17 protein-coding genes, 1 tRNA gene and 1 pseudogene are annotated in these 16,900 nt (G+C 60.9%); 12 read left to right on the top strand and 7 right to left on the bottom strand.

Features of this window, described 5'->3' with window-relative positions; all coding sequences use genetic code 11:
* Both A3764_RS00085 and A3764_RS00080 read right to left on the bottom strand, forming a co-directional pair.
* A partial coding sequence (locus A3764_RS00085; protein WP_443069356.1) for a gamma-glutamyltransferase occupies positions 1-348 on the bottom strand: 348 nt, incomplete at its 3' end.
* Between the two features lie 131 nt (positions 349-479).
* On the bottom strand, positions 480-1,466 hold the full coding sequence (locus A3764_RS00080) for a 2-hydroxyacid dehydrogenase (RefSeq protein WP_067925582.1): 987 nt from the start codon (positions 1,464-1,466) through the stop codon (positions 480-482).
* Between the two features lie 165 nt (positions 1,467-1,631).
* Between A3764_RS00080 and A3764_RS00075 the strand changes: the two genes are divergently transcribed.
* Positions 1,632-2,093, top strand: coding sequence for an SH3 domain-containing protein (locus A3764_RS00075; RefSeq protein WP_236627964.1), 462 nt, complete (start codon positions 1,632-1,634; stop codon positions 2,091-2,093).
* Between the two features lie 99 nt (positions 2,094-2,192).
* On the opposite strand, the gene A3764_RS00070 is transcribed toward A3764_RS00075, so the two are convergent.
* Positions 2,193-3,104 carry a haloalkane dehalogenase gene (locus A3764_RS00070; protein WP_067925577.1) on the bottom strand — a complete coding sequence of 304 codons (912 nt, stop codon included), beginning with the start codon at positions 3,102-3,104 and terminating at the stop codon, positions 2,193-2,195.
* A 59-nt stretch (positions 3,105-3,163) separates the two neighbouring features.
* Here A3764_RS00070 and A3764_RS00065 point away from each other — a divergent pair, with 59 nt between their 5' ends.
* The 5 genes from A3764_RS00065 to A3764_RS26375 all read left to right on the top strand — a co-directional run bounded on the left by A3764_RS00065 (position 3,164) and on the right by A3764_RS26375 (position 6,374).
* A complete protein-coding gene (locus A3764_RS00065; protein WP_067925574.1) occupies positions 3,164-4,156 on the top strand; it encodes an NADPH:quinone reductase in 993 nt (330 codons plus the stop codon).
* Positions 4,157-4,227: 71 nt separating this feature from the next.
* Positions 4,228-5,568: a mechanosensitive ion channel domain-containing protein gene (locus tag A3764_RS00060; RefSeq protein ID WP_067925571.1), complete on the top strand. Its 1,341-nt coding sequence runs from the start codon at positions 4,228-4,230 to the stop codon at positions 5,566-5,568.
* 61 nt (positions 5,569-5,629) lie between these two features.
* Positions 5,630-5,704 (top strand) — tRNA-Gln (locus A3764_RS00055).
* A complete protein-coding gene (locus tag A3764_RS26380; RefSeq protein ID WP_443069050.1) occupies positions 5,704-6,084 on the top strand; it encodes a DUF6538 domain-containing protein in 381 nt (126 codons plus the stop codon). Before A3764_RS00055 ends, A3764_RS26380 begins: the two co-directional genes overlap by 1 nt.
* Positions 6,084-6,374 (top strand): hypothetical protein, encoded by a 291-nt coding sequence (locus tag A3764_RS26375; protein WP_067925568.1) that lies wholly within the window; start codon positions 6,084-6,086, stop codon positions 6,372-6,374. Before A3764_RS26380 ends, A3764_RS26375 begins: the two co-directional genes overlap by 1 nt.
* A 91-nt stretch (positions 6,375-6,465) precedes the next feature.
* On the opposite strand, the gene A3764_RS00045 is transcribed toward A3764_RS26375, so the two are convergent.
* Positions 6,466-7,131 (bottom strand): GntR family transcriptional regulator, encoded by a 666-nt coding sequence (locus A3764_RS00045; RefSeq protein WP_067925564.1) that lies wholly within the window; start codon positions 7,129-7,131, stop codon positions 6,466-6,468.
* A gap of 162 nt (positions 7,132-7,293) precedes the next feature.
* On the opposite strand from A3764_RS00045, the gene dctP reads away from it, so the two are divergent.
* From dctP to A3764_RS23795, 6 genes and pseudogenes are all read left to right on the top strand, one after another.
* Positions 7,294-8,280: a TRAP transporter substrate-binding protein DctP gene (gene dctP, locus A3764_RS00040; RefSeq protein WP_067925561.1), complete on the top strand. Its 987-nt coding sequence runs from the start codon at positions 7,294-7,296 to the stop codon at positions 8,278-8,280.
* Between the two features lie 72 nt (positions 8,281-8,352).
* Complete coding sequence (locus A3764_RS00035; protein ID WP_067925558.1) at positions 8,353-8,922, top strand: TRAP transporter small permease; 570 nt, start codon at positions 8,353-8,355, stop codon at positions 8,920-8,922.
* Entirely contained in the window at positions 8,922-10,241 is a 1,320-nt protein-coding gene (locus tag A3764_RS00030) for a TRAP transporter large permease (RefSeq protein ID WP_067925555.1), read from the top strand. Before A3764_RS00035 ends, A3764_RS00030 begins: the two co-directional genes overlap by 1 nt.
* Positions 10,242-10,254: 13 nt before the next feature.
* Entirely contained in the window at positions 10,255-11,520 is a 1,266-nt protein-coding gene (locus tag A3764_RS00025) for a malonyl-CoA decarboxylase (RefSeq protein ID WP_067925593.1), read from the top strand.
* A 12-nt stretch (positions 11,521-11,532) separates the two neighbouring features.
* Positions 11,533-13,044: a malonate--CoA ligase gene (locus tag A3764_RS00020; protein ID WP_067950990.1), complete on the top strand. Its 1,512-nt coding sequence runs from the start codon at positions 11,533-11,535 to the stop codon at positions 13,042-13,044.
* Positions 13,045-13,140: 96 nt separating this feature from the next.
* Positions 13,141-13,334, top strand: a pseudogene (locus tag A3764_RS23795) (transposase); the annotation flags it as partial.
* Between the two features lie 736 nt (positions 13,335-14,070).
* Here A3764_RS23795 and A3764_RS00015 read toward each other — a convergent pair.
* The 3 genes from A3764_RS00015 to A3764_RS00005 form a co-directional block, all read right to left on the bottom strand.
* Positions 14,071-15,417 carry a dihydrolipoyl dehydrogenase family protein gene (locus tag A3764_RS00015; RefSeq protein WP_067925549.1) on the bottom strand — a complete coding sequence of 449 codons (1,347 nt, stop codon included), beginning with the start codon at positions 15,415-15,417 and terminating at the stop codon, positions 14,071-14,073.
* Positions 15,418-15,454: 37 nt separating this feature from the next.
* Positions 15,455-15,784, bottom strand: coding sequence for a YnfA family protein (locus tag A3764_RS00010; RefSeq protein ID WP_067925546.1), 330 nt, complete (start codon positions 15,782-15,784; stop codon positions 15,455-15,457).
* 32 nt (positions 15,785-15,816) lie between these two features.
* Positions 15,817-16,900: dihydrolipoyl dehydrogenase family protein (locus tag A3764_RS00005; protein WP_067950988.1), on the bottom strand; the 1,084-nt coding region annotated here is incomplete at its 5' end.

Genomic DNA, 16,900 nt, shown 5'->3' with positions numbered 1-16,900 from the left:
TTCGCCACTGGCCGCATCATACCATACCAGAAAGGCCCCGCCGCCCAGACCCGAAGACTGCGGCTCGACCAGCCCCAACATTGCCTGAACGGCGACCAGCGCGTCGGCCGCGCTGGCCCCACGGGCCAGGACATCCGCACCCACCTCTACGGCATGGGGGTTGGCCGCCGCCACCATCCAGTTACCGGCCACCACCGGCTCCCCCGCCGCCTTCGCGGCCAGGGCGGCACTCGCAGCTGCGTTCAACCCCGCAAAGGCACCCGCGCCCGCGGCTTCCGGCGCAACCGCATCGCTGGCCTGCTGGGCCACAGCGGCGCCGCCGGCCGTGAGCGTCAGCACCAGGGCCATCGTTGTCTTGAATCCGATCATTACGTCATCCCTTCCTCTTGCAGGGGATCCTTCTCATGATCCCAAATACTTCGAGGAGCGCGAGGGGCTGGCCCCTCGCTCCTCCGTCGCGTGGAAGCGGGCGTTCGCGATCAGAGCATCGCGGGCACCACCTGATCCGGCGGGCGATGGCCATCGTCGAAGGTTTTGATGTTAATGATGACCTTTTCGCCCATCTCGATCCGCCCTTCCAGCGTGGCGGACCCCATATGCGGCAGCAACACCACGTTTTCCAGTTTGCGCAGGCGCGGATTGATGTCCGTCCCGTGTTCATAGACATCGAGACCGGCGCCCGCGATTTCCTTTGCCCGGAGCATCCGGGTCAGCGCGTTTTCGTCAATGACCTCGCCGCGCGAAGTGTTCACGATCACGCCGTCGGGCTTCATCAGCTTGAGCCGCCGCGCGTTCATCAGGTGAAAAGTGGATGGCGTGTGCGGACAGTTGATACTGATGACATCCATCCGCGCGACCATCTGGTCGAGGCTTTCCCAATAGGTCGCATCGAGGCCCGATTCGATCTCCGGATGAAGGCGGCGGCGGTTGTGGTAATGGATCTGCATCCCGAAGGCCCGGGCACGCCGCGCCACCGCCTGCCCGATCCGCCCCATGCCGAGAATGCCCAGACGGCGCCCGCCGACCCGTCCGCCCAGAAGCGCCGTGGGGGCCCAGCCCTGCCATTCGCCCGATTGCATGACGGCCATGCCCTCCGACATGCGCCTTGTGACAGCGAGGATCAGCGCCATTGTCATGTCGGCGGTGTCTTCGGTCAGCACGCCGGGCGTGTTGGAGACCAGCACCCCCCGCTGCCGCGCGGTCGCTACATCGATGTGGTCCACGCCCGCGCCGTAATTCGCGATGAGCTTCAGCCGGTCGCCCGCCTGCCCGATCAATGCGCCGTCGATCTCATCCGTCACCGTCGGAACGAGGACGTCCGCGCCCTGAATGGCCTCGGCCAGTTCACTGCGGGACATGGGTGTATCATCCTCCCGCAGGGTCACGTCGAAAAGCTCCGACAGCCGTGTTTCAACCGCATCCGGCAACCGTCGCGTGACTACAACACTCAGCCGCTTCTTGCCCATCACCGCTCTCCCCCTGCTTGGCGTTCAGCCTGTTGCGGTGCATGGTGGGGCAAGCAGCGACGAGGCACAAGAACCCCGCGCGGCAAAATGAGCAATTTGACCCGATCCCGCAGGCATCCCATGTTCCCTTTCCGATTTCACGGCGTGTTTCTCGCGCTGACCCTGATGCTGTCCCCCGCCCTGCCCACCTTTGCGCAACAGGTCGGATCGGTGACCAGCCTGCCACTACCCCGGTTCGTTTCGATGAAGGCGGCGGAAGGTAACGTGAGGCGTGGGCCCTCGCTGTCGCACCGGATCGACTGGGTGTTCAAACGGCGCGACATGCCCCTGCGCATCACCGCCGAACACGGCCACTGGCGCCGGGTCGAGGACCGCGACGGCATGGGGGGCTGGGTGCATTATTCGCTGCTGTCAGGCAACCGGACGGTGCTGGTGGAACAGGACATGCTGGAGCTTCTCGTTCGCCCCGATCCGCGCGCGCAGGTGGCCGCCGCACTGGAATCAGGCGTGGTCGCCAAGTTGGGAAGCTGCACGCTGGAATGGTGCGAACTGCGCTCGGGGGGCTTCAAGGGATGGGCGCCCAAGGCACGGCTCTGGGGTGTGGGGCCGCAGGAACTGCGGGACTGACCAGCGGTCGCCCCGCCATTGGGCGAGGTTCAGGGCCGGGGGCCAGCCCCCGGACCCCCGGAGCATTTGTCAAAGTGTGAAAAGGTCAACTGAGCCGGATCAGGAAAGTTCGCCCTTCGCGAATGCGTCGATTATCCGGGCGAGTTCCGGTCCTGCGTCTTCCTGCAGGAAATGGCCCGCATCGGGGATCAGGCGGTGCGGCTGTCCCGCCGCCCCGGGGATCAGCTTCTGGAACACCCCGTCGACACCGGCCATGATCCTGTCATCCGCGCCGAAGGCGGTCACGACCGGGATCTCCAGCTTGCGCAACTCCTGCCAGGCAGCGCGATTGGCGGCGGCTTCTGGATCGTCCGGGTCGACCGGGACCAGCATCGGAAATGCGCGCGCGCCGGCCTGATAAGAGGGATCCGGATAGGGCGCGTTATACGCCGCCACCTCCGCATCGGAGATCTTGCCGGTGGTGCCTCCGAAGACGATGCGGCCTGCGTCGAAATGTTCGACGTTCTGCGAATAGTCCCGCCAGCCCATGAAGGCTTCGCCCATGGGCTGGTCGCCCGTGGGCAGGGCGGTATTGGCGATCACGACCCGGGCGAACCTTTCGGGCATGGCCGCCAAGAGCCGCAGACCGATCAGCCCGCCCCAGTCCTGACAGAAGAGCGTGATGTCCTTGAGGTCCAGTTGCTCGACCGCTGCCCGCATCCATCCGACATGGCGGGCATAGGTGTAATCCGCGCGTTCCGCCGGTTTGTCCGACCTGCCGAACCCGATGAGATCCGGGGCCACCACCCGGTGCCCTGCCTGTACGAGAGGCGGTATCATGTGGCGATACAGATAGCTCCAGGTCGGCTCGCCGTGCAGCAGCAGTACCGGTGCGGCGTCCGCCGGGCCTTCGTCCAGGTAGTGCATTCGAAGGCTGCCGCCTTCGGTATCGTCGACCTCCAGGTAGCGGGGGGCGAAATCGTAATCTTTCAGACCTTCGAAACGGTCATCGGGGGTGCGCAGATAGTGCATGGGAATCTCCTTTGCCGGAGACTAGGCTGAGCGGAACGGAGATCACAAGGAGCAACCCCATGCGCGCCATCACCTATTCCGCCTTCGGCCCCGCGGAGGACGTTCTGCACATGGACGATATCGAAAATCCCGACCCTAGGGCGGGCGAGGTTCGCGTTCGGCTGATGCGTTCCGGCGTGAACCCTTCGGACGTGAAAGCAAGGGCGGGGACACGCCCCGGAGTGGTGAAGCCCGCCTTTCCCAAGATCGTGCCGCACAGCGACGGCGCAGGCATCATCGAAGCGGTTGGCGCGGGCGTCGATCCGGGCCGGAAGGGCCAGCGGGTCTGGCTCTGGAACGCCCAATGGCAGCGCGCCTTCGGCACGGCCGCGGACTGTATCACCCTGCCCTCCCACCAAGCGGTGCCGCTTCCCGATGGGGTCGATTTCGACACCGGGGCGCAGCTGGGCATCCCCGGGTTGACGGCCTGCCACACCGTCTTCGGCGGGGGTGCCGTGGCCGGTGAAACGGTTCTGATACAGGGGGGCGCCGGAACCGTCGGCCTGCTGGCGGTGCAACTGGCGCGCTGGGGCGGTGCAAAGGTCATCGCGACCTGCAGCGCCAAGGATCGTGACCGGGTCGAGGCGGCAGGCGCGCACCACGTCATCGACTACCGCAGCGCGCATCTCGCCGAGGAGGTGATGGCCGCCAATGGCGACGCCCCGGTCGAGACGATCGTGGAGGTCGAGTTCGGAGAGAATATCGAGGCCGACGCCCAGATCATCGCCCCGAACGGACGTATCGCCGCCTATGGGTCGGCGCGGCAGATGTCCCCGGTGCTGCCCTTCGGCCCCCTGCTGTTCAAAGCCGTCACCATCGACGTCGTCCTGATCTACCTTTTGCAATCCGGCCCGCGCGATCTTGCAATTTCCCGGCTGCACGACGCGTTGGAGGAAGGCGCGCTATCCTGCCCAGTGGAAAAGGTCTTTCCGCTCCGCCAAACTGCCGAGGCGCATCGCGCGGTCGAAGCGGGCGCACGCGACGGCGGCATACTCATCGACTGCGAAAGCTGAGCGGGACCGGCGGGATTGCCGGCGCGCGCCACGCCGCTATCTGAGGTTTTCACCGCCGAAGGGTCCGATCCATGCGCCTGCCCGCTGTCCTGCTCTGCTTCCTGATGCTTCTGCCGTCTGCGGTATCCGCCCAGACGGCACCGGCGAACGACGAGCAGCCGGGCGGCACCATTGCCGTCACTGACGACGGCGCAACGGATGCGGCCATTGCCCGGCGCATCCGCAACATCCTGTCGGAACTGGAGGGCTACGAGAATATCGAGGTCGCCGTATCCTCCGGCATCGTGACCCTGACCGGTACCACACTCGACAGCGCGGCGGCCGCCCGGCTGACCGAACTCGTCGGGCGTGTGGAAGGGACCGTCGCGATCGAGAACGAAGTGTCGGAGACCACCGATGTCGTCGAACGCCTGAACCCGGCGGTGGACCGCTTCCGCGCGCGGGGTGGTCAGGTGCTGGCCTTTCTGCCGCTGGCACTCATCGCGCTTGCGGCCTTCGCCATCATCGTTCTGGCCGGGCTCGCCTTGGCGCGGATGCGCAAGCCGTGGGACAGGATCGCACCCAATGCTTTCATCGCGGATATCTACCGCCAGATCCTGCGGCTTCTTTTCGTGATCGGCGGCCTTGTGGTGGCGCTCGACATTCTTGGTGCAACGGCACTGCTGTCAGGCATCCTCGGGGCGGCCGGGATCGTCGGGCTGGCCATCGGTTTCGCCGTGCGGGACACGGTGGAAAACTTCATCGCCTCGGTCATGCTGTCGATACGCCAGCCCTTCCGGCCCAACGACACGGTGGAGATCGAGGGCGATACCGGCAAGGTGATCCGGCTGACGAGCCGCGCGACCATTCTGCTCAGCTTTGACGGGAACCATATCCGCATCCCCAACGCCACGGTCTTCAAAAGCCGCATCGTGAACTACACGCGGAACGCCGAACGGCGCTTCACCTTCGCGCTGACGGTCGCGCCCGATGCTGATCTGGCCGCGGCGCAAGACCTGTCCCTGCGCACGTTGCAAGGGTTGCGGTTCGTCCTAAAAACGCCGGAAGCCTCCGTCTGGGTGGAATCGGTGGACGACTGCTGGGTCACCCTGAATTACGCCGCCTGGATCGACCAGAACGAGACCTCCTTCGTTCTGGCACGCAGCGAGGCGATCCGCCTGTGCCAAGCCGCACTCGATGCGGCCGATATCGCGGCCCCCTTTCCCACCCGGCGGGTGGTGATCGAACGCAAGGGCGCGCAGACAGATTCGAAGGCGGAAGCCGGTGCGAGGGCAACAAAGGTCACAGAGCCGCCGGGCGAGGTTCAGGATGTCACCGCGACAGCGGAGAAGGAGCTGGCCCGGATCGTCGAACAGGAACGCGCGGAACTGCCCCAGTCCGACCTTCTGAGCCGTGCGGCGCGCGAGGAATGACGGAATTTGCCAAAACGGGTCTTGCACCCCGCCGTTTCAAACTCTAATTACCGGCTCACGTTGGGGTGTAGCCAAGCGGTAAGGCATCGGTTTTTGGTACCGTGTATCGTAGGTTCGAATCCTACCACCCCAGCCATGTTTTCCCATTCAGATCGAAAAGCCCAAGGAAATAGGGTCGACAGTTCCCTGTCGCAAAATGCTGTGTCACACTCCGCTGAGGGTGTGACACAAACTGTAACACAATCCGTGACGCAGGACGTCTCACGGCCCCCATCGCCCCGGCATCGCGAGACAGGCACCATCGGACGCAGGCCTTCTGCCCATCGGCCCGCGGGGCCCTACCTCCAGCGCCGGGGCCGTATCTTCTACTTTCGGAAATGCTTACCCAACGTCATCTCGAAAAATGTCTCCCGCGATTTTTTTTGTATTTCCCTTCGAACCCCTTTTCTGGCCAAGGCGATGAGCCGCGCGGCTCGTCTCCTCGCAACATTGAAACGCGAAGAGAGACCAGAATAATGACCGACCCTATTTTCCAGACCATGTCCCCCGAAGAAGCCACCGCCCTTCTCACCGAAGCCCTGCGGCGCGAACTCGCCTGTATCCTTTTCGAGCAGGATCGCGGCCCCGCCCGGAGTGACGGCGAGATCGACGCCCTCATCGAACTCCTCGAGCAGGAGAAACTCACGCTTAAGCGCCGCGCGCGCCGCGGGGGACTTCACGGGCGTGGTGGTGCCGCTGCGCGGCGCGGCCGAGGCGATTGGAGTAACCTTGCCCGCGACGATCCGCGCTACAGACAACTTTTATAACGGTCTGTAAAACGCGCCGCGGCCAGCCCGCTTAACATTGCAATCTCGCAGTGATCGGCTCACACGTCCGAACTTTCGCGGTCCGGAAGGGTCAGCCATTTGCAGCTATGCTATTGCGGGACAAGGTCGCAAGAAGGTCCGAAAAGCGATCTCCTTGGATCGTAATGTGGTCGCGCATGGCTGCATTGGCCGCCGCCGCATCCCCGCCCCTGATTGCCTCAACAATCGACGCATGCTCGGAGAGGGACCGTTCCATCCTGTTCCGCGCCCTTAGCTGAAGCCGGCGATATGCCTTCAGACGTTTTTGCAGTGTATCAATCTCATCTCGGAGGAAGCAGTTGCCGCTTATGGTGCGGATCAATTCGTGAAAAGTCTCGTTCTCGTAGTAGTAACGGTCGCTATCGCCGCTCTCTGCTGCTTTTGTACAATCTGCGTGACAGGCCAGAAGCATTTCGATGTCGCTTTCCGTCGCCCGTCGGGCCGCGTTGGCGGCACAAAGGGCTTCCAGCTCGGCCATGACTTGAAACATCTCGCTCAGTAGCTGGGGACCAACCTCGGCAACGTATGCCCCCCTTCGAGGGCGTTGCTCAAGGAGCCCGGTAGCAGCGAGCTGGAAGATGGCCTGTCGGACCGGCGTTCTGGAAACCCCGAACTCCTCAGCGAGGGTGACCTCATCGACGCGGGTGCCCGGCAATAACTGGCCAGTAAGAATGCGATCCTCAAGCGCATCGCGGACGGAAACCTTCACCTTTTTCACGGACCCACCTGCCCTCTAACTTAATCTTCAGCGCAATTGTATTACCTATTGACTGAATTGTATACAAGGGTGCTATGGTGAAATACACTGCTGTTATTGATACCCATGCGGCAAACCGGGAGGAGAATCGGTTGCTGCGATATCGTTCGTGGAGGAACAAACATGACATTCCTGAAATCCGGTGTTGCTGCCGTTGCCTTGGTCAGTGCGATTGCATCACCAACCCTCGCCGAGAACCTCAAACTCAGCCACCAGTGGTCCGAAGGCGACGTGCGCCACCAAGTCGCCCAGATGGTTGCCGATGAAGTGGCTGCCGCAAATGTGGATCTGAATATCCAGATCTTCCCGAACCAAACACTCTTCAAAGCGCGCGAGCAATACACGCCGCTTTCACGTGGTCAACTTGACATGACAGTTCTGCCGCTCAGTTACGCGGGTGGGCAGCAACCAGCTTACAACCTGACATTGATGCCAGGTCTGGTGAAAAACCATGAACACGGCGCACGCCTTTCAAATTCTCCTTTTATGGAAGAAATTGAGTCGGTTATGGCCGGAGATGACGTGATCGCCCTGGTGCACGGGTATCTTGCTGGCGGGTTCGGCTCGAACAAGGAGTGTATAACCGGGCCGGAAGACGTTGAGGGCGTCAGCATTCGCGCGGCTGGCAAGTCGTTTGAGCAGATGTTGGCCGGCGCAGGCGCCTCGATTTCATCAATGGCATCATCCGAAATTTACACGGCTCTGCAAACTGGTGTTCTTGATGCTGCAAATACATCTTCCGAAAGCTTTGTTAGCTACCGCCTCTATGAGCAGCTCAAATGCTACACTCCGGCAGGTGAATACGCCCTCTGGTTCATGTATCAACCCATGTTGATGAACAAGACCACATTCGAAAGCCTGACCGAAGAACAGCAGGCCGCGCTGCGCGCCGCGGGAGAGAAGGCCCAGGCTTTTTATCTGGAGGAGGCAAAAAAAGGTGATGAAGCTGCCGCAAAAGCATTCGCAGATGCCGGCGTAGAACTGGCAGAAATGTCGGAAGAAGACTTCAACGCATGGCGCGAACTGGCAAAGACAACTTCTTATCCGGCCTTTGTTGAGGAGTTGCCGGACGGCCAGAAGCTACTTGATATGGCGCTTGCCGTCGAGTGACGACAAGAATGGGGGCGCAGGTTCTCCAGCCCCCCATTTGCACTTGCCTTATAGATTCAGGGAGGGTTCCCGGTGACCCAATTTGCACGTCCCGTAGGGCGTATACCAATCGCAGTTCAGGTGATTGGTTGGATCTCGACTGTTTGCGGCATCATCGCTTCGTTCATGATCCTCGCCTCAGTTCTCATAACCTGTCAGATGATCTTTATCCGTACAGTCTTGAACCAATCGACGATCTGGCAGACCGAAGTCGTCATCTACCTGATGATTGCCGCCACGCTGATCGGGTTGCCCTACGTGCAAAAACTCCGCGGCCACGTGGGTGTGGATCTTTTACCGACAATGCTGCCGTCCAGGATGCGTCGTGGTCTTTCTGCAGCGACCCTGGCGGTGACCGGAACGATGATTGCGCTCATGCTCTTCTATGGTTGGGAGATGTGGCATCTGGCATGGGCCCGCAACTGGAAGTCCGAAACTGTAATGGCGATCCCACTTGCGATCCCCTATCTGGCGATCCCGTTGGGCTTTGCCCTGTTCTTGCTGCAATTGCTTGGCGATCTCTGGATGGTTTTGTCCGGTGCTCCCATTGATGAAAAAGGCATGGCCGCCACGTCATCCACCAATTCGCTCGAGGATCTCTGATGGACCCTTTGATACTTGGCGCCCTTGTCGCCATCGCAACTGTCATTGTCCTGTTTTCGGGTGTCCCAGTCGGCGCAGGCTTGTTGATCGTCGCCACCTTTTTTCTCTACGTCTTTGACGGTCCTCGCAGTCTGCAAGCGCTGCCTGAGCTGTTCTACGGGGATCTGAACTCCTTTGCATTGTTGTCGATCCCTATGTTCATCATCATGGGGGCGGCAATTTCATCCACTCGCGCGGGGCCCGACCTTTACGAAGCACTGGAACGTTGGCTTACAAAAGTACCTGGTGGCTTAGTTGTCTCTAACCTCGGAGCTTGTGCCTTGTTTGCGGCTATGTCTGGTTCCTCTCCCGCCACATGTGCAGCCATCGGCAAAATGGGTATCCCCGAAATGCGCAAACGCGGTTACCCCGATGAAGTCGCGGCGGGATCGATCGCTGCGGGGGGCACATTGGGCATCCTGATTCCACCCTCGGTCACGATGATTGTTTATGGAATTGCCACTGAGACCAGTATTGGCCGGTTGTTCCTCGCAGGCGTGATGCCGGGAGTCTTGCTGGTCGCCCTTTTCATCGTATGGGCTATCTATGACACTTGGCGTCGCGGGGCCGCCGGTGTTGCTCTCTCGGGCATCAGCTATACTTGGGCACAGCGCCTCGAAATCTTGCCCCGCGTTATACCGTTCATTCTGATCATCGCCGGCGTTCTCTATGCGCTCTACGGCGGCGTTGCTACACCCTCGGAAACCGCTGCCGTCGGCGCGCTGCTTTGTATCGTGGTCGCTGTCGTTGTCTACCGGATGTACCAACCCACGGCGCTCTGGGCGGTTTTGCGAGATTCAACACGTGAGTCGGTAATGATCCTGTTCATCATCGGCGCGGCGGGGGTGTTTTCATTCATGCTCTCCTCGCTCTTCGTGACACAATCGGTAGCGGAGTGGATCGCAAACCTTGATGTAAATCGATGGGTGTTGATGGGGATCATCAACGTCTTCCTTCTGGTTGCCGGCTTTTTCCTGCCGCCTGTGGCAGTGATCTTGATGTCGGCCCCGATCTTGCTTCCGATCATCATTACAGCCGGGTTCGACCCCTACTGGTTTGCGGTCATTGTCACGATCAACATGGAAATCGGGCTGATCACGCCCCCCGTGGGGCTGAACCTCTATGTGATCAATGGCATCGCGCCAGACATCTCGCTGAGGAAAATCCTTTTGGGCTCCATGCCGTTTGTTGGCTGTATGATTTTGGCCATCGTTATTCTGTCGGCTTTCCCTGGAATCGTTACTTGGCTGCCCGACGTGGTCATGGGCCCGGAGCTTTAGATTGGATAGGGCGATGAACCGAGCCAGCAATATTCTGAACGACTTGATAGGGCGGGTCGCGGACGCAGGACGTGGGTTGATGAAGTCAGCCGCACAGGACGATATCTTTGACATCTGCGAAGCGCTGCTCAGCGGAAAGGGTGAGGCCACAGGCTTGGCGCAGGCTCGGGTTATTTTCGATCGCTATGCCAGGCTTACTCCTGAGAAAAAGCACCACTTCTTCAGCACTTTGCGCGACCAATTTGGTGTTGATCGCGCAAAGTTTGAGGCGGCTTATGCGCGCGATGCAAAATCCTTGCGGAAACTTCACGCGGCCTCTGAACCCCTCTCGCAGGAACTTATACGGCGCCTCAACCGGGCCCCGGGAGGGACATTAAGACTTGTTTCGATGCGGCAAGATCTCTTGTCCTGCATGGAGAAGGATCCCGAGTTGAAACCGCTGGACGACGACTTCAGGCATCTGTTCAGTTCATGGTTCAACCGGGGTTTTCTCGAACTGCGCAGCATTGACTGGAATACACCGGCATCGATCCTCGAAAAGATCATCAGATATGAAGCGGTGCATGAGATCAGGGGCTGGAGCGATCTGCGCCGCCGCGTGGCTGCCCCGGACAGAAGACTATATGCGTTTTTCCATCCAGCTCTCCTTGATGATCCATTGATCTTCGTCGAGGTCGCATTGACCTCGTCCATCCCCGGCAACATTGATGACATCCTTGCCTCCGAACGGTACATGCTGACACCGGATCAGGCGTCCACCGCCGTATTCTACTCGATTTCGAACTGCCAAGACGGGCTACGCGGCATATCATTCGGCAATTTCCTGATTAAACAGGTGGTCGAGGAACTGCAGCGAGATTTCGGAAAGTTGACCACTTTTGTGACCCTGTCCCCGGTCCCCGGATTGCGCAGCTGGGCGCTGGCACAGCAGGAAGCGAAGGCCCTGCCCGAGCGGCTCGATAAGGTCGTGCAGCAAGCTGAAGCCGGTGCAAATCCCGCGGAATTGTCTGAGCTTACAGCACGCTACATGCTCGTCTCACGATCCCCGCGCGGGGGCGCTACCGACCCCGTCGCACGGTTCCATTTAGGCAATGGAGCGCGGCTGGAACAAATTCATCCCAGCGCCGACACGAGTGAGCGCGGACAAAAGGCATCATGGGGCGTGATGGTTAACTACCTCTACGATCTTGCAACGATCGAACACAACCATGAAGCCTATTCGACTGCAGACGAAATTATCGCGTCTCCCGTTGTGCGACGGCTGGCGAAGACCCGCTGAAAAGGACAAAAAATGTACGATGGGAACCACCTTGCCCGCACGCTGCGCGCCGCCTCTTCCGGCCGCGAGTCTGCGACATTCTCGACTGATCCCGCTACTGGCCAGACCACCAGCTCCGGTGCCCTTTGGGAGAGAGCGGAGCGCGTTGCCTCGGCCCTCGTGAGCTTGGGCGTGGAACCCGGGGACCGAGTTGCGGTGCAAGCGGAGAAATCACTTGGAGTCCTGGAACTCTACCTCGGTACAATATTGGCGGGCGCTATTCACCTGCCTCTTAACACCGCCTACACGGCAGCGGAGATCGGGTACTTTCTGAGCGATGCCAGCCCAAGACTGTTCGTCTGCGACCCGTCCCGTCAAAATGAGTTTGCCGACGTCATCAGCGGCGCCGAAATTAAATCCGTACTAACCCTCGATGCCGACGGGAATGGGTCTCTGACCGAGAAAGTAGAGAGCGCGGCACCGTTCCAAGGGCCGGCCCCCAGAGGGGCAGATGATCTTGCCGCGATTCTTTACACCTCGGGCACCACGGGGCGCTCCAAAGGGGCCATGCTCACACATGGCAATCTCGCTTCCAATGCGGAGACCCTGCGGGATCTGTGGCAATTTACCAAAGAGGATGTGCTGATCCACGCCCTACCGCTCTTTCACACGCACGGGCTCTTCGTGGCGATCAACATCACGCTTGTCGCCGGGGGCGCGATCCTACTGCACCGCGCCTTCGACCCCGATGCGATACTCGCCGATTTCAATCGCGCAACCAGTTTGATGGGCGTCCCGACATTCTATACCCGCCTTTTGGCCCACCCTGACTTGACCCAGGACTCCATAGCATCGATGCGCCTGTTCGTGTCCGGCTCAGCACCTATGCTTGCGGACACACACCGCGAGTGGCAGGCGCGCACCGGACAAACTGTGCTCGAGCGCTACGGAATGACAGAAACCTGTATGAATACCTCCAACCCATACGAGGGTGTCAGGAAGCCAGGTACAGTTGGCCTGCCTCTAAAAGGCGTTGAATTGCGCATTACCACAGCGAAAGGAAAGGTACTGCCAAGGGGCGAAATTGGCGGCATTGAGGTGCGGGGTCCGAACCTGTTCAAAGGCTATTGGAACATGCCAAAAAAAACCGCTGAGGAAATGCGGCCCGACGGGTGGTTCATCACCGGCGATCTCGGCCACATTGATGACGATGGCTATGTGACTATCGTCGGCAGGTCAAAGGATCTGATTATTTCTGGTGGGTACAACATCTACCCCAAAGAAATCGAGGCAACTATCGACCAGATTGAGGGCATTGTGGAAAGCGCAGCCTTCGGCGTTCCGCACGCAGATTTCGGCGAAAGCGTCGCAGTCGCCATCGTGCGGGAAGCAGGCGGGACAATTTCGGCAGATGACATCATGGCAAAGATATCAGGAGAACTTGCGCGGTTCAAACTCCCGCGGAAGATTTTCTTCGTTGACGCATTGCCGAGAAATACGATGGGTAAGGTACAGAAAAATCTTCTTCGCAGCGGTAAAATTTAGGGGGTGTCCGCAGACTGATCTGATCCCCGCAAACTGGACCGCTTGAGGTTGCAGTTTTCCGCTACGATTTCCCGGGTGGGAGAGGAGCGAAACCACATGAAGGCACCGAAGTTTTCGGACGCGCAGAAAGCGTTCATTCTCAAGCAGGGCGAAGAAGGCACGCCGGTTGCAGATATCTGCCGAAGGCCGCGATCAGCCAGGCGACCTACCTTAACTGGAAAAAGAAGTAGGCGGGCCTATTGCCGACGGAAACGAAGCGGCTGAAGCAGCTCGAGGACGAGAACAGGCGCCAGAACAACCCTTCCGCTACGACCTACTTCTGCCTGCGACCCGCCAGCCGTCGCGCGTGGCGGGGCAGTTCTTTTTTGGAGTTGGTGGAGGCCCGTTTCGAGGCGCCTGATCGCGCTCGATTTTAGTCACTCGAAAATGATAGGCTGTTCGGGCTTACCNGGAGCAAAAGCTCATAGACTCAAGCGCCGCACTGCGGCAGCGCAGGGTGTGACGAAAGCCCGCTCTGGGCCGCAAAGGCCGCTCGCCTGGGTCGCCTCCTGACAATACCCCTGCGTGGCTGTCAGAAACTTCGAGCTACCATTCTAAGTAGTCATCTTGGGTGGTTTCGTGATCTGCCAGCGGATGCTGCGACCCGCCTGACCCGGTCGAGGCGCCGTTGCCCCCGGGTGATCCGTGCCGAATCGGTGAGTACTCGCGCGGCGGCTCCGTGACGCTTCGGCAGCCTCTATGCGCCATTCTCACGGACACTCTGGCGCCGCACCGGCTATGACGCCCCTCCATTCCTGCTGCTCAAGGTGCTTGGCGCCGATCCATCTGCTTAATGAGAGGCAGGATGTTGCGAGACCACCATCCCAGCCGCGCTGCAACACTTGGTGAGGCACAATTGCTATTTCCGAATGAAACCTCTTAACACCATATCCCAATATTCACCATATTATAAATACTAATCAATTAGTTAACATAGAATCCTACCGCCCCAACTACCCATCTTCGCGCGACCTTGGTTCATGACGCTCAGAACATCGAGCCGATGTCGGAAGCCCCCGTCGGATAGGCGGCAGGCATGGATTTAACCTGCGACGCCGTTAGCCCCAGCTTGATCGCCAGCGAAAAGACATTGATCAACTCGGCGTAGTCCGGGCCGAACATATGGGCGCCGAGGATCTTGCCCTGCTTGTCGGTGATGATCTTCGTGCCAGCATGGCTTTCACCCAGCCGCATCTGCGAAAACCAGCCGGAGGTGTCATTGAAGCTCACATCAACCTCGCCCCTCTCGCGTGCCTCCTCTTCCAGCAGGCCGACACGGGCGAGTTCGGGAATGGTGAAGACCACGCTGGGCACGCCGGTATAGTCGGGCTCAGTCCGCTTGTCATTGAGCATGTTCGATGCGGCGATCTTGCCTTCGAAGACGGCGACCGGGGTCAGGGGTTTTCCAGGCGAGGCGGCGGCGTCGCCAGCGGCGTAGATGCGCGGGTTCGATGTTGATTGCAGCCAAGGGGTGACCTTCACGCCGCCGTTCTCGGTCTCGATGCCCGCGACGGCAAGGTCGAGATGGTCCGTGGCGGGCACACGGCCCGCGCCATGGACGACGAGGTCGGCTTCGATGGTATGGCTTTCGCTAGCCTTGCGATAGGCGACGCGGTGCGCGCCATCGGCATCCTCGATACGCTTGGGCGCTGCCTCGGTCACGATCTCGATCCCTGCCGCACGGCTGCGGTCCATCACCATCTCGACGAGATCGGGGTCGAACTTCTTCAACTGCCTTGCGCCATGATCGAGGATCGTGACCTCTGCCCCCGCCCGCGCCGCGATATGCGCGAACTCGAAAGAGACATAGCCGCCCCCGACGAAGACGATCCGGCGGGGCAGTTCGGGGAGATTCAGGAACTCAGTACTGTCGATCAGCTTTGCGGCACCGGGAAAGTCCAGCGGTCGCGGCGTGGCACCCGTGGCGATCAGGGCGTGACGAAAGGCAATCTCGCCATGGCCCTCGACCTCTATCCGGTCCTCCGCGATGAACTGCGCGCGGCCATGAAGGGTCTGCACGCCTGCCTCCTTCAGCCCGGTTTCCATATTTTCCGGTACCGGATCGGTGAAGCTCTCCTTGTGCTTCATCAGCGCTGGCCAGTCGATCCGCGTCCCCCCCGCGACGCCCTTGCCATTAAGCCGACGCGCGGCCTCCACCGCTTCCGCGCCGGCGCGCAGCATCTTTTTGGGGTCGCATCCCCTGAGCGCGCAGGTGCCCCCATAGGGCAGCTCGTCCACGATGGCTGTGGACCAGCCGGCCTTGCTGCATTTCTTTGCCGCGTTGATGCCGGCCATGCCGGCGCCGATGACGATCAGGTCAAGTGTATCGGTCATGAAGATTCCTCTTTCCTTTCTATCAATCTCTTTGATTTCAGACCGGGGGACGCGGGCCTGCGATAATGACGGCGGTGCCCAGCAGACAAAGGCTCACGCCGATCATGTCCCACCGATCCGGCCGCATCCCTTCGACCGCCCAAAGCCAGACCAACGACGCCGAGATATAGATGCCACCATAGGCTGCGTAGGCACGCCCGGCGGCGGCGACATCGGCCAGCGTGAGCAGGTAGGCAAACAGCGCCAGCGAGGCCATCCCCGGGACGATCCACCAGATCGTCTTGTCGAGCCGGAGCCACGCCCAGAAGGCGAAGCATCCGGCGATTTCGGCGAGGGCAGCACCGATATAGGCGGCAAGGGTCGGCATGGGTCGCTCCGTGTTGACGAATGATCGAACCGCTACCCGGCACAGCAGCTGAGCGCGGCCACGTCCTTTTCGAACGTCTGCGCCGCCAGCTTCAACCCCTCGACGGTGGTGAGGTAGGGCATGATCGTGTCGCCCAGATCCTCATAGGTCATGCCAGCCGTCAACGCCATCGCCGCCGTCTGTATGCTGTCCGCGCCCTCGGGGGCGAGGATTTGCGCACCCAAGAGCCGCTTGCTGCCCGCCTCCGCTACCAGCTTGATCAGCCCTCGCGTGTCCCGGGCGGCAAGCGCGCGGGGCACGGCGGTAAGCGGCAGGACCGAGGTGACGACCTCGTGCCCCGCTGCCCGGGCCTGTGCCTCGCTCAGCCCCACGCCCGCCACCTGCGGATCGGAAAAAACCACCCATGGCATTGTGCGGTTGTCGTAGCGGCGTTGCTCCCCCGCTACCGCGTTCCGGGCGGCGAGCTTGGCGCCGAAGGCGGCCATATAAACGAACTGGTCGCGCCCGGTGACGTCACCTGCCGCCCAGATGTTGGAGTTGGTGGTGCGCATCCGGTCGTCGACGATGATACCGCCTCTGGCATCCGTTTCGATCCCGGCGGCGCCGAGGTTCAGCCCATCGCTGTTCGGCACCCGCCCGGTCGCAAGCAACATCCGCTCGGCTTCATAGGCTACGTTATCTGTGCTCGTCAGACGTACGGTATCGCCATCCCTCGCCATGCTCTCATAGCCAGAGACACGCGCCAGCTGAATACCCTCGTCGGAGAGGTAACGCTCCAGCGCTTCGGAAATCTCCGGCTCGGCCCCGGGCAAGACGCCACGGCGGCTCACCAGCGTCACCGCAACACCGGCCCGGGCGAAAAGCTGCGCCAGTTCAACGCCGATATAGCCCCCGCCCAGAACCAGCAGGGAGGCGGGCAGTTCAGACAACTCCAGCGCCGACGTGCTGTCGAGTGCATCGATCCCTTCGACACCGGGGATCGCCGGCACATGCGGGCGCGAACCGGTGGCGATGACGATCTTCGTCGCCGGAAAGACCGCGCCATTCACGGTCAGGCGGCCCTCATCGTCGAAGCTTGCGCGCCCCTCGATGTACTCGACGTTTTCGTGCCGAGGC

This window comes from Sulfitobacter sp. HI0129 (genome assembly GCF_001635395.1).
GTDB lineage: Bacteria > Pseudomonadota > Alphaproteobacteria > Rhodobacterales > Rhodobacteraceae > Sulfitobacter.
Note: the sequence above shows the minus strand (reverse complement) of the source record. Positions and strands in the feature narration are given on the sequence as shown.

What these genes read in the sequence shown, in the direction of transcription:
- A3764_RS00075 (WP_236627964.1), top strand. Translation starts at nt 1,632, where the DNA reads ATGCTGTCCCCCGCCCTGCCCACCTTTGCGCAACAGGTCGGATCGGTG.
- A3764_RS00030 (WP_067925555.1), top strand. Translation starts at nt 8,922, where the DNA reads ATGGACCCTTTGATACTTGGCGCCCTTGTCGCCATCGCAACTGTCATT.
- dctP (WP_067925561.1), top strand. Translation starts at nt 7,294, where the DNA reads ATGACATTCCTGAAATCCGGTGTTGCTGCCGTTGCCTTGGTCAGTGCG.
- A3764_RS00025 (WP_067925593.1), top strand. Translation starts at nt 10,255, where the DNA reads ATGAACCGAGCCAGCAATATTCTGAACGACTTGATAGGGCGGGTCGCG.
- A3764_RS00015 (WP_067925549.1), bottom strand. Translation starts at nt 15,417, where the DNA reads ATGACCGATACACTTGACCTGATCGTCATCGGCGCCGGCATGGCCGGC.
- A3764_RS00065 (WP_067925574.1), top strand. Translation starts at nt 3,164, where the DNA reads ATGCGCGCCATCACCTATTCCGCCTTCGGCCCCGCGGAGGACGTTCTG.
- A3764_RS26375 (WP_067925568.1), top strand. Translation starts at nt 6,084, where the DNA reads ATGACCGACCCTATTTTCCAGACCATGTCCCCCGAAGAAGCCACCGCC.
- A3764_RS00070 (WP_067925577.1), bottom strand. Translation starts at nt 3,104, where the DNA reads ATGCACTATCTGCGCACCCCCGATGACCGTTTCGAAGGTCTGAAAGAT.
- A3764_RS00010 (WP_067925546.1), bottom strand. Translation starts at nt 15,784, where the DNA reads ATGCCGACCCTTGCCGCCTATATCGGTGCTGCCCTCGCCGAAATCGCC.
- A3764_RS00080 (WP_067925582.1), bottom strand. Translation starts at nt 1,466, where the DNA reads ATGGGCAAGAAGCGGCTGAGTGTTGTAGTCACGCGACGGTTGCCGGAT.
- A3764_RS26380 (WP_443069050.1), top strand. Translation starts at nt 5,704, where the DNA reads ATGTTTTCCCATTCAGATCGAAAAGCCCAAGGAAATAGGGTCGACAGT.
- A3764_RS00060 (WP_067925571.1), top strand. Translation starts at nt 4,228, where the DNA reads ATGCGCCTGCCCGCTGTCCTGCTCTGCTTCCTGATGCTTCTGCCGTCT.
- A3764_RS00020 (WP_067950990.1), top strand. Translation starts at nt 11,533, where the DNA reads ATGTACGATGGGAACCACCTTGCCCGCACGCTGCGCGCCGCCTCTTCC.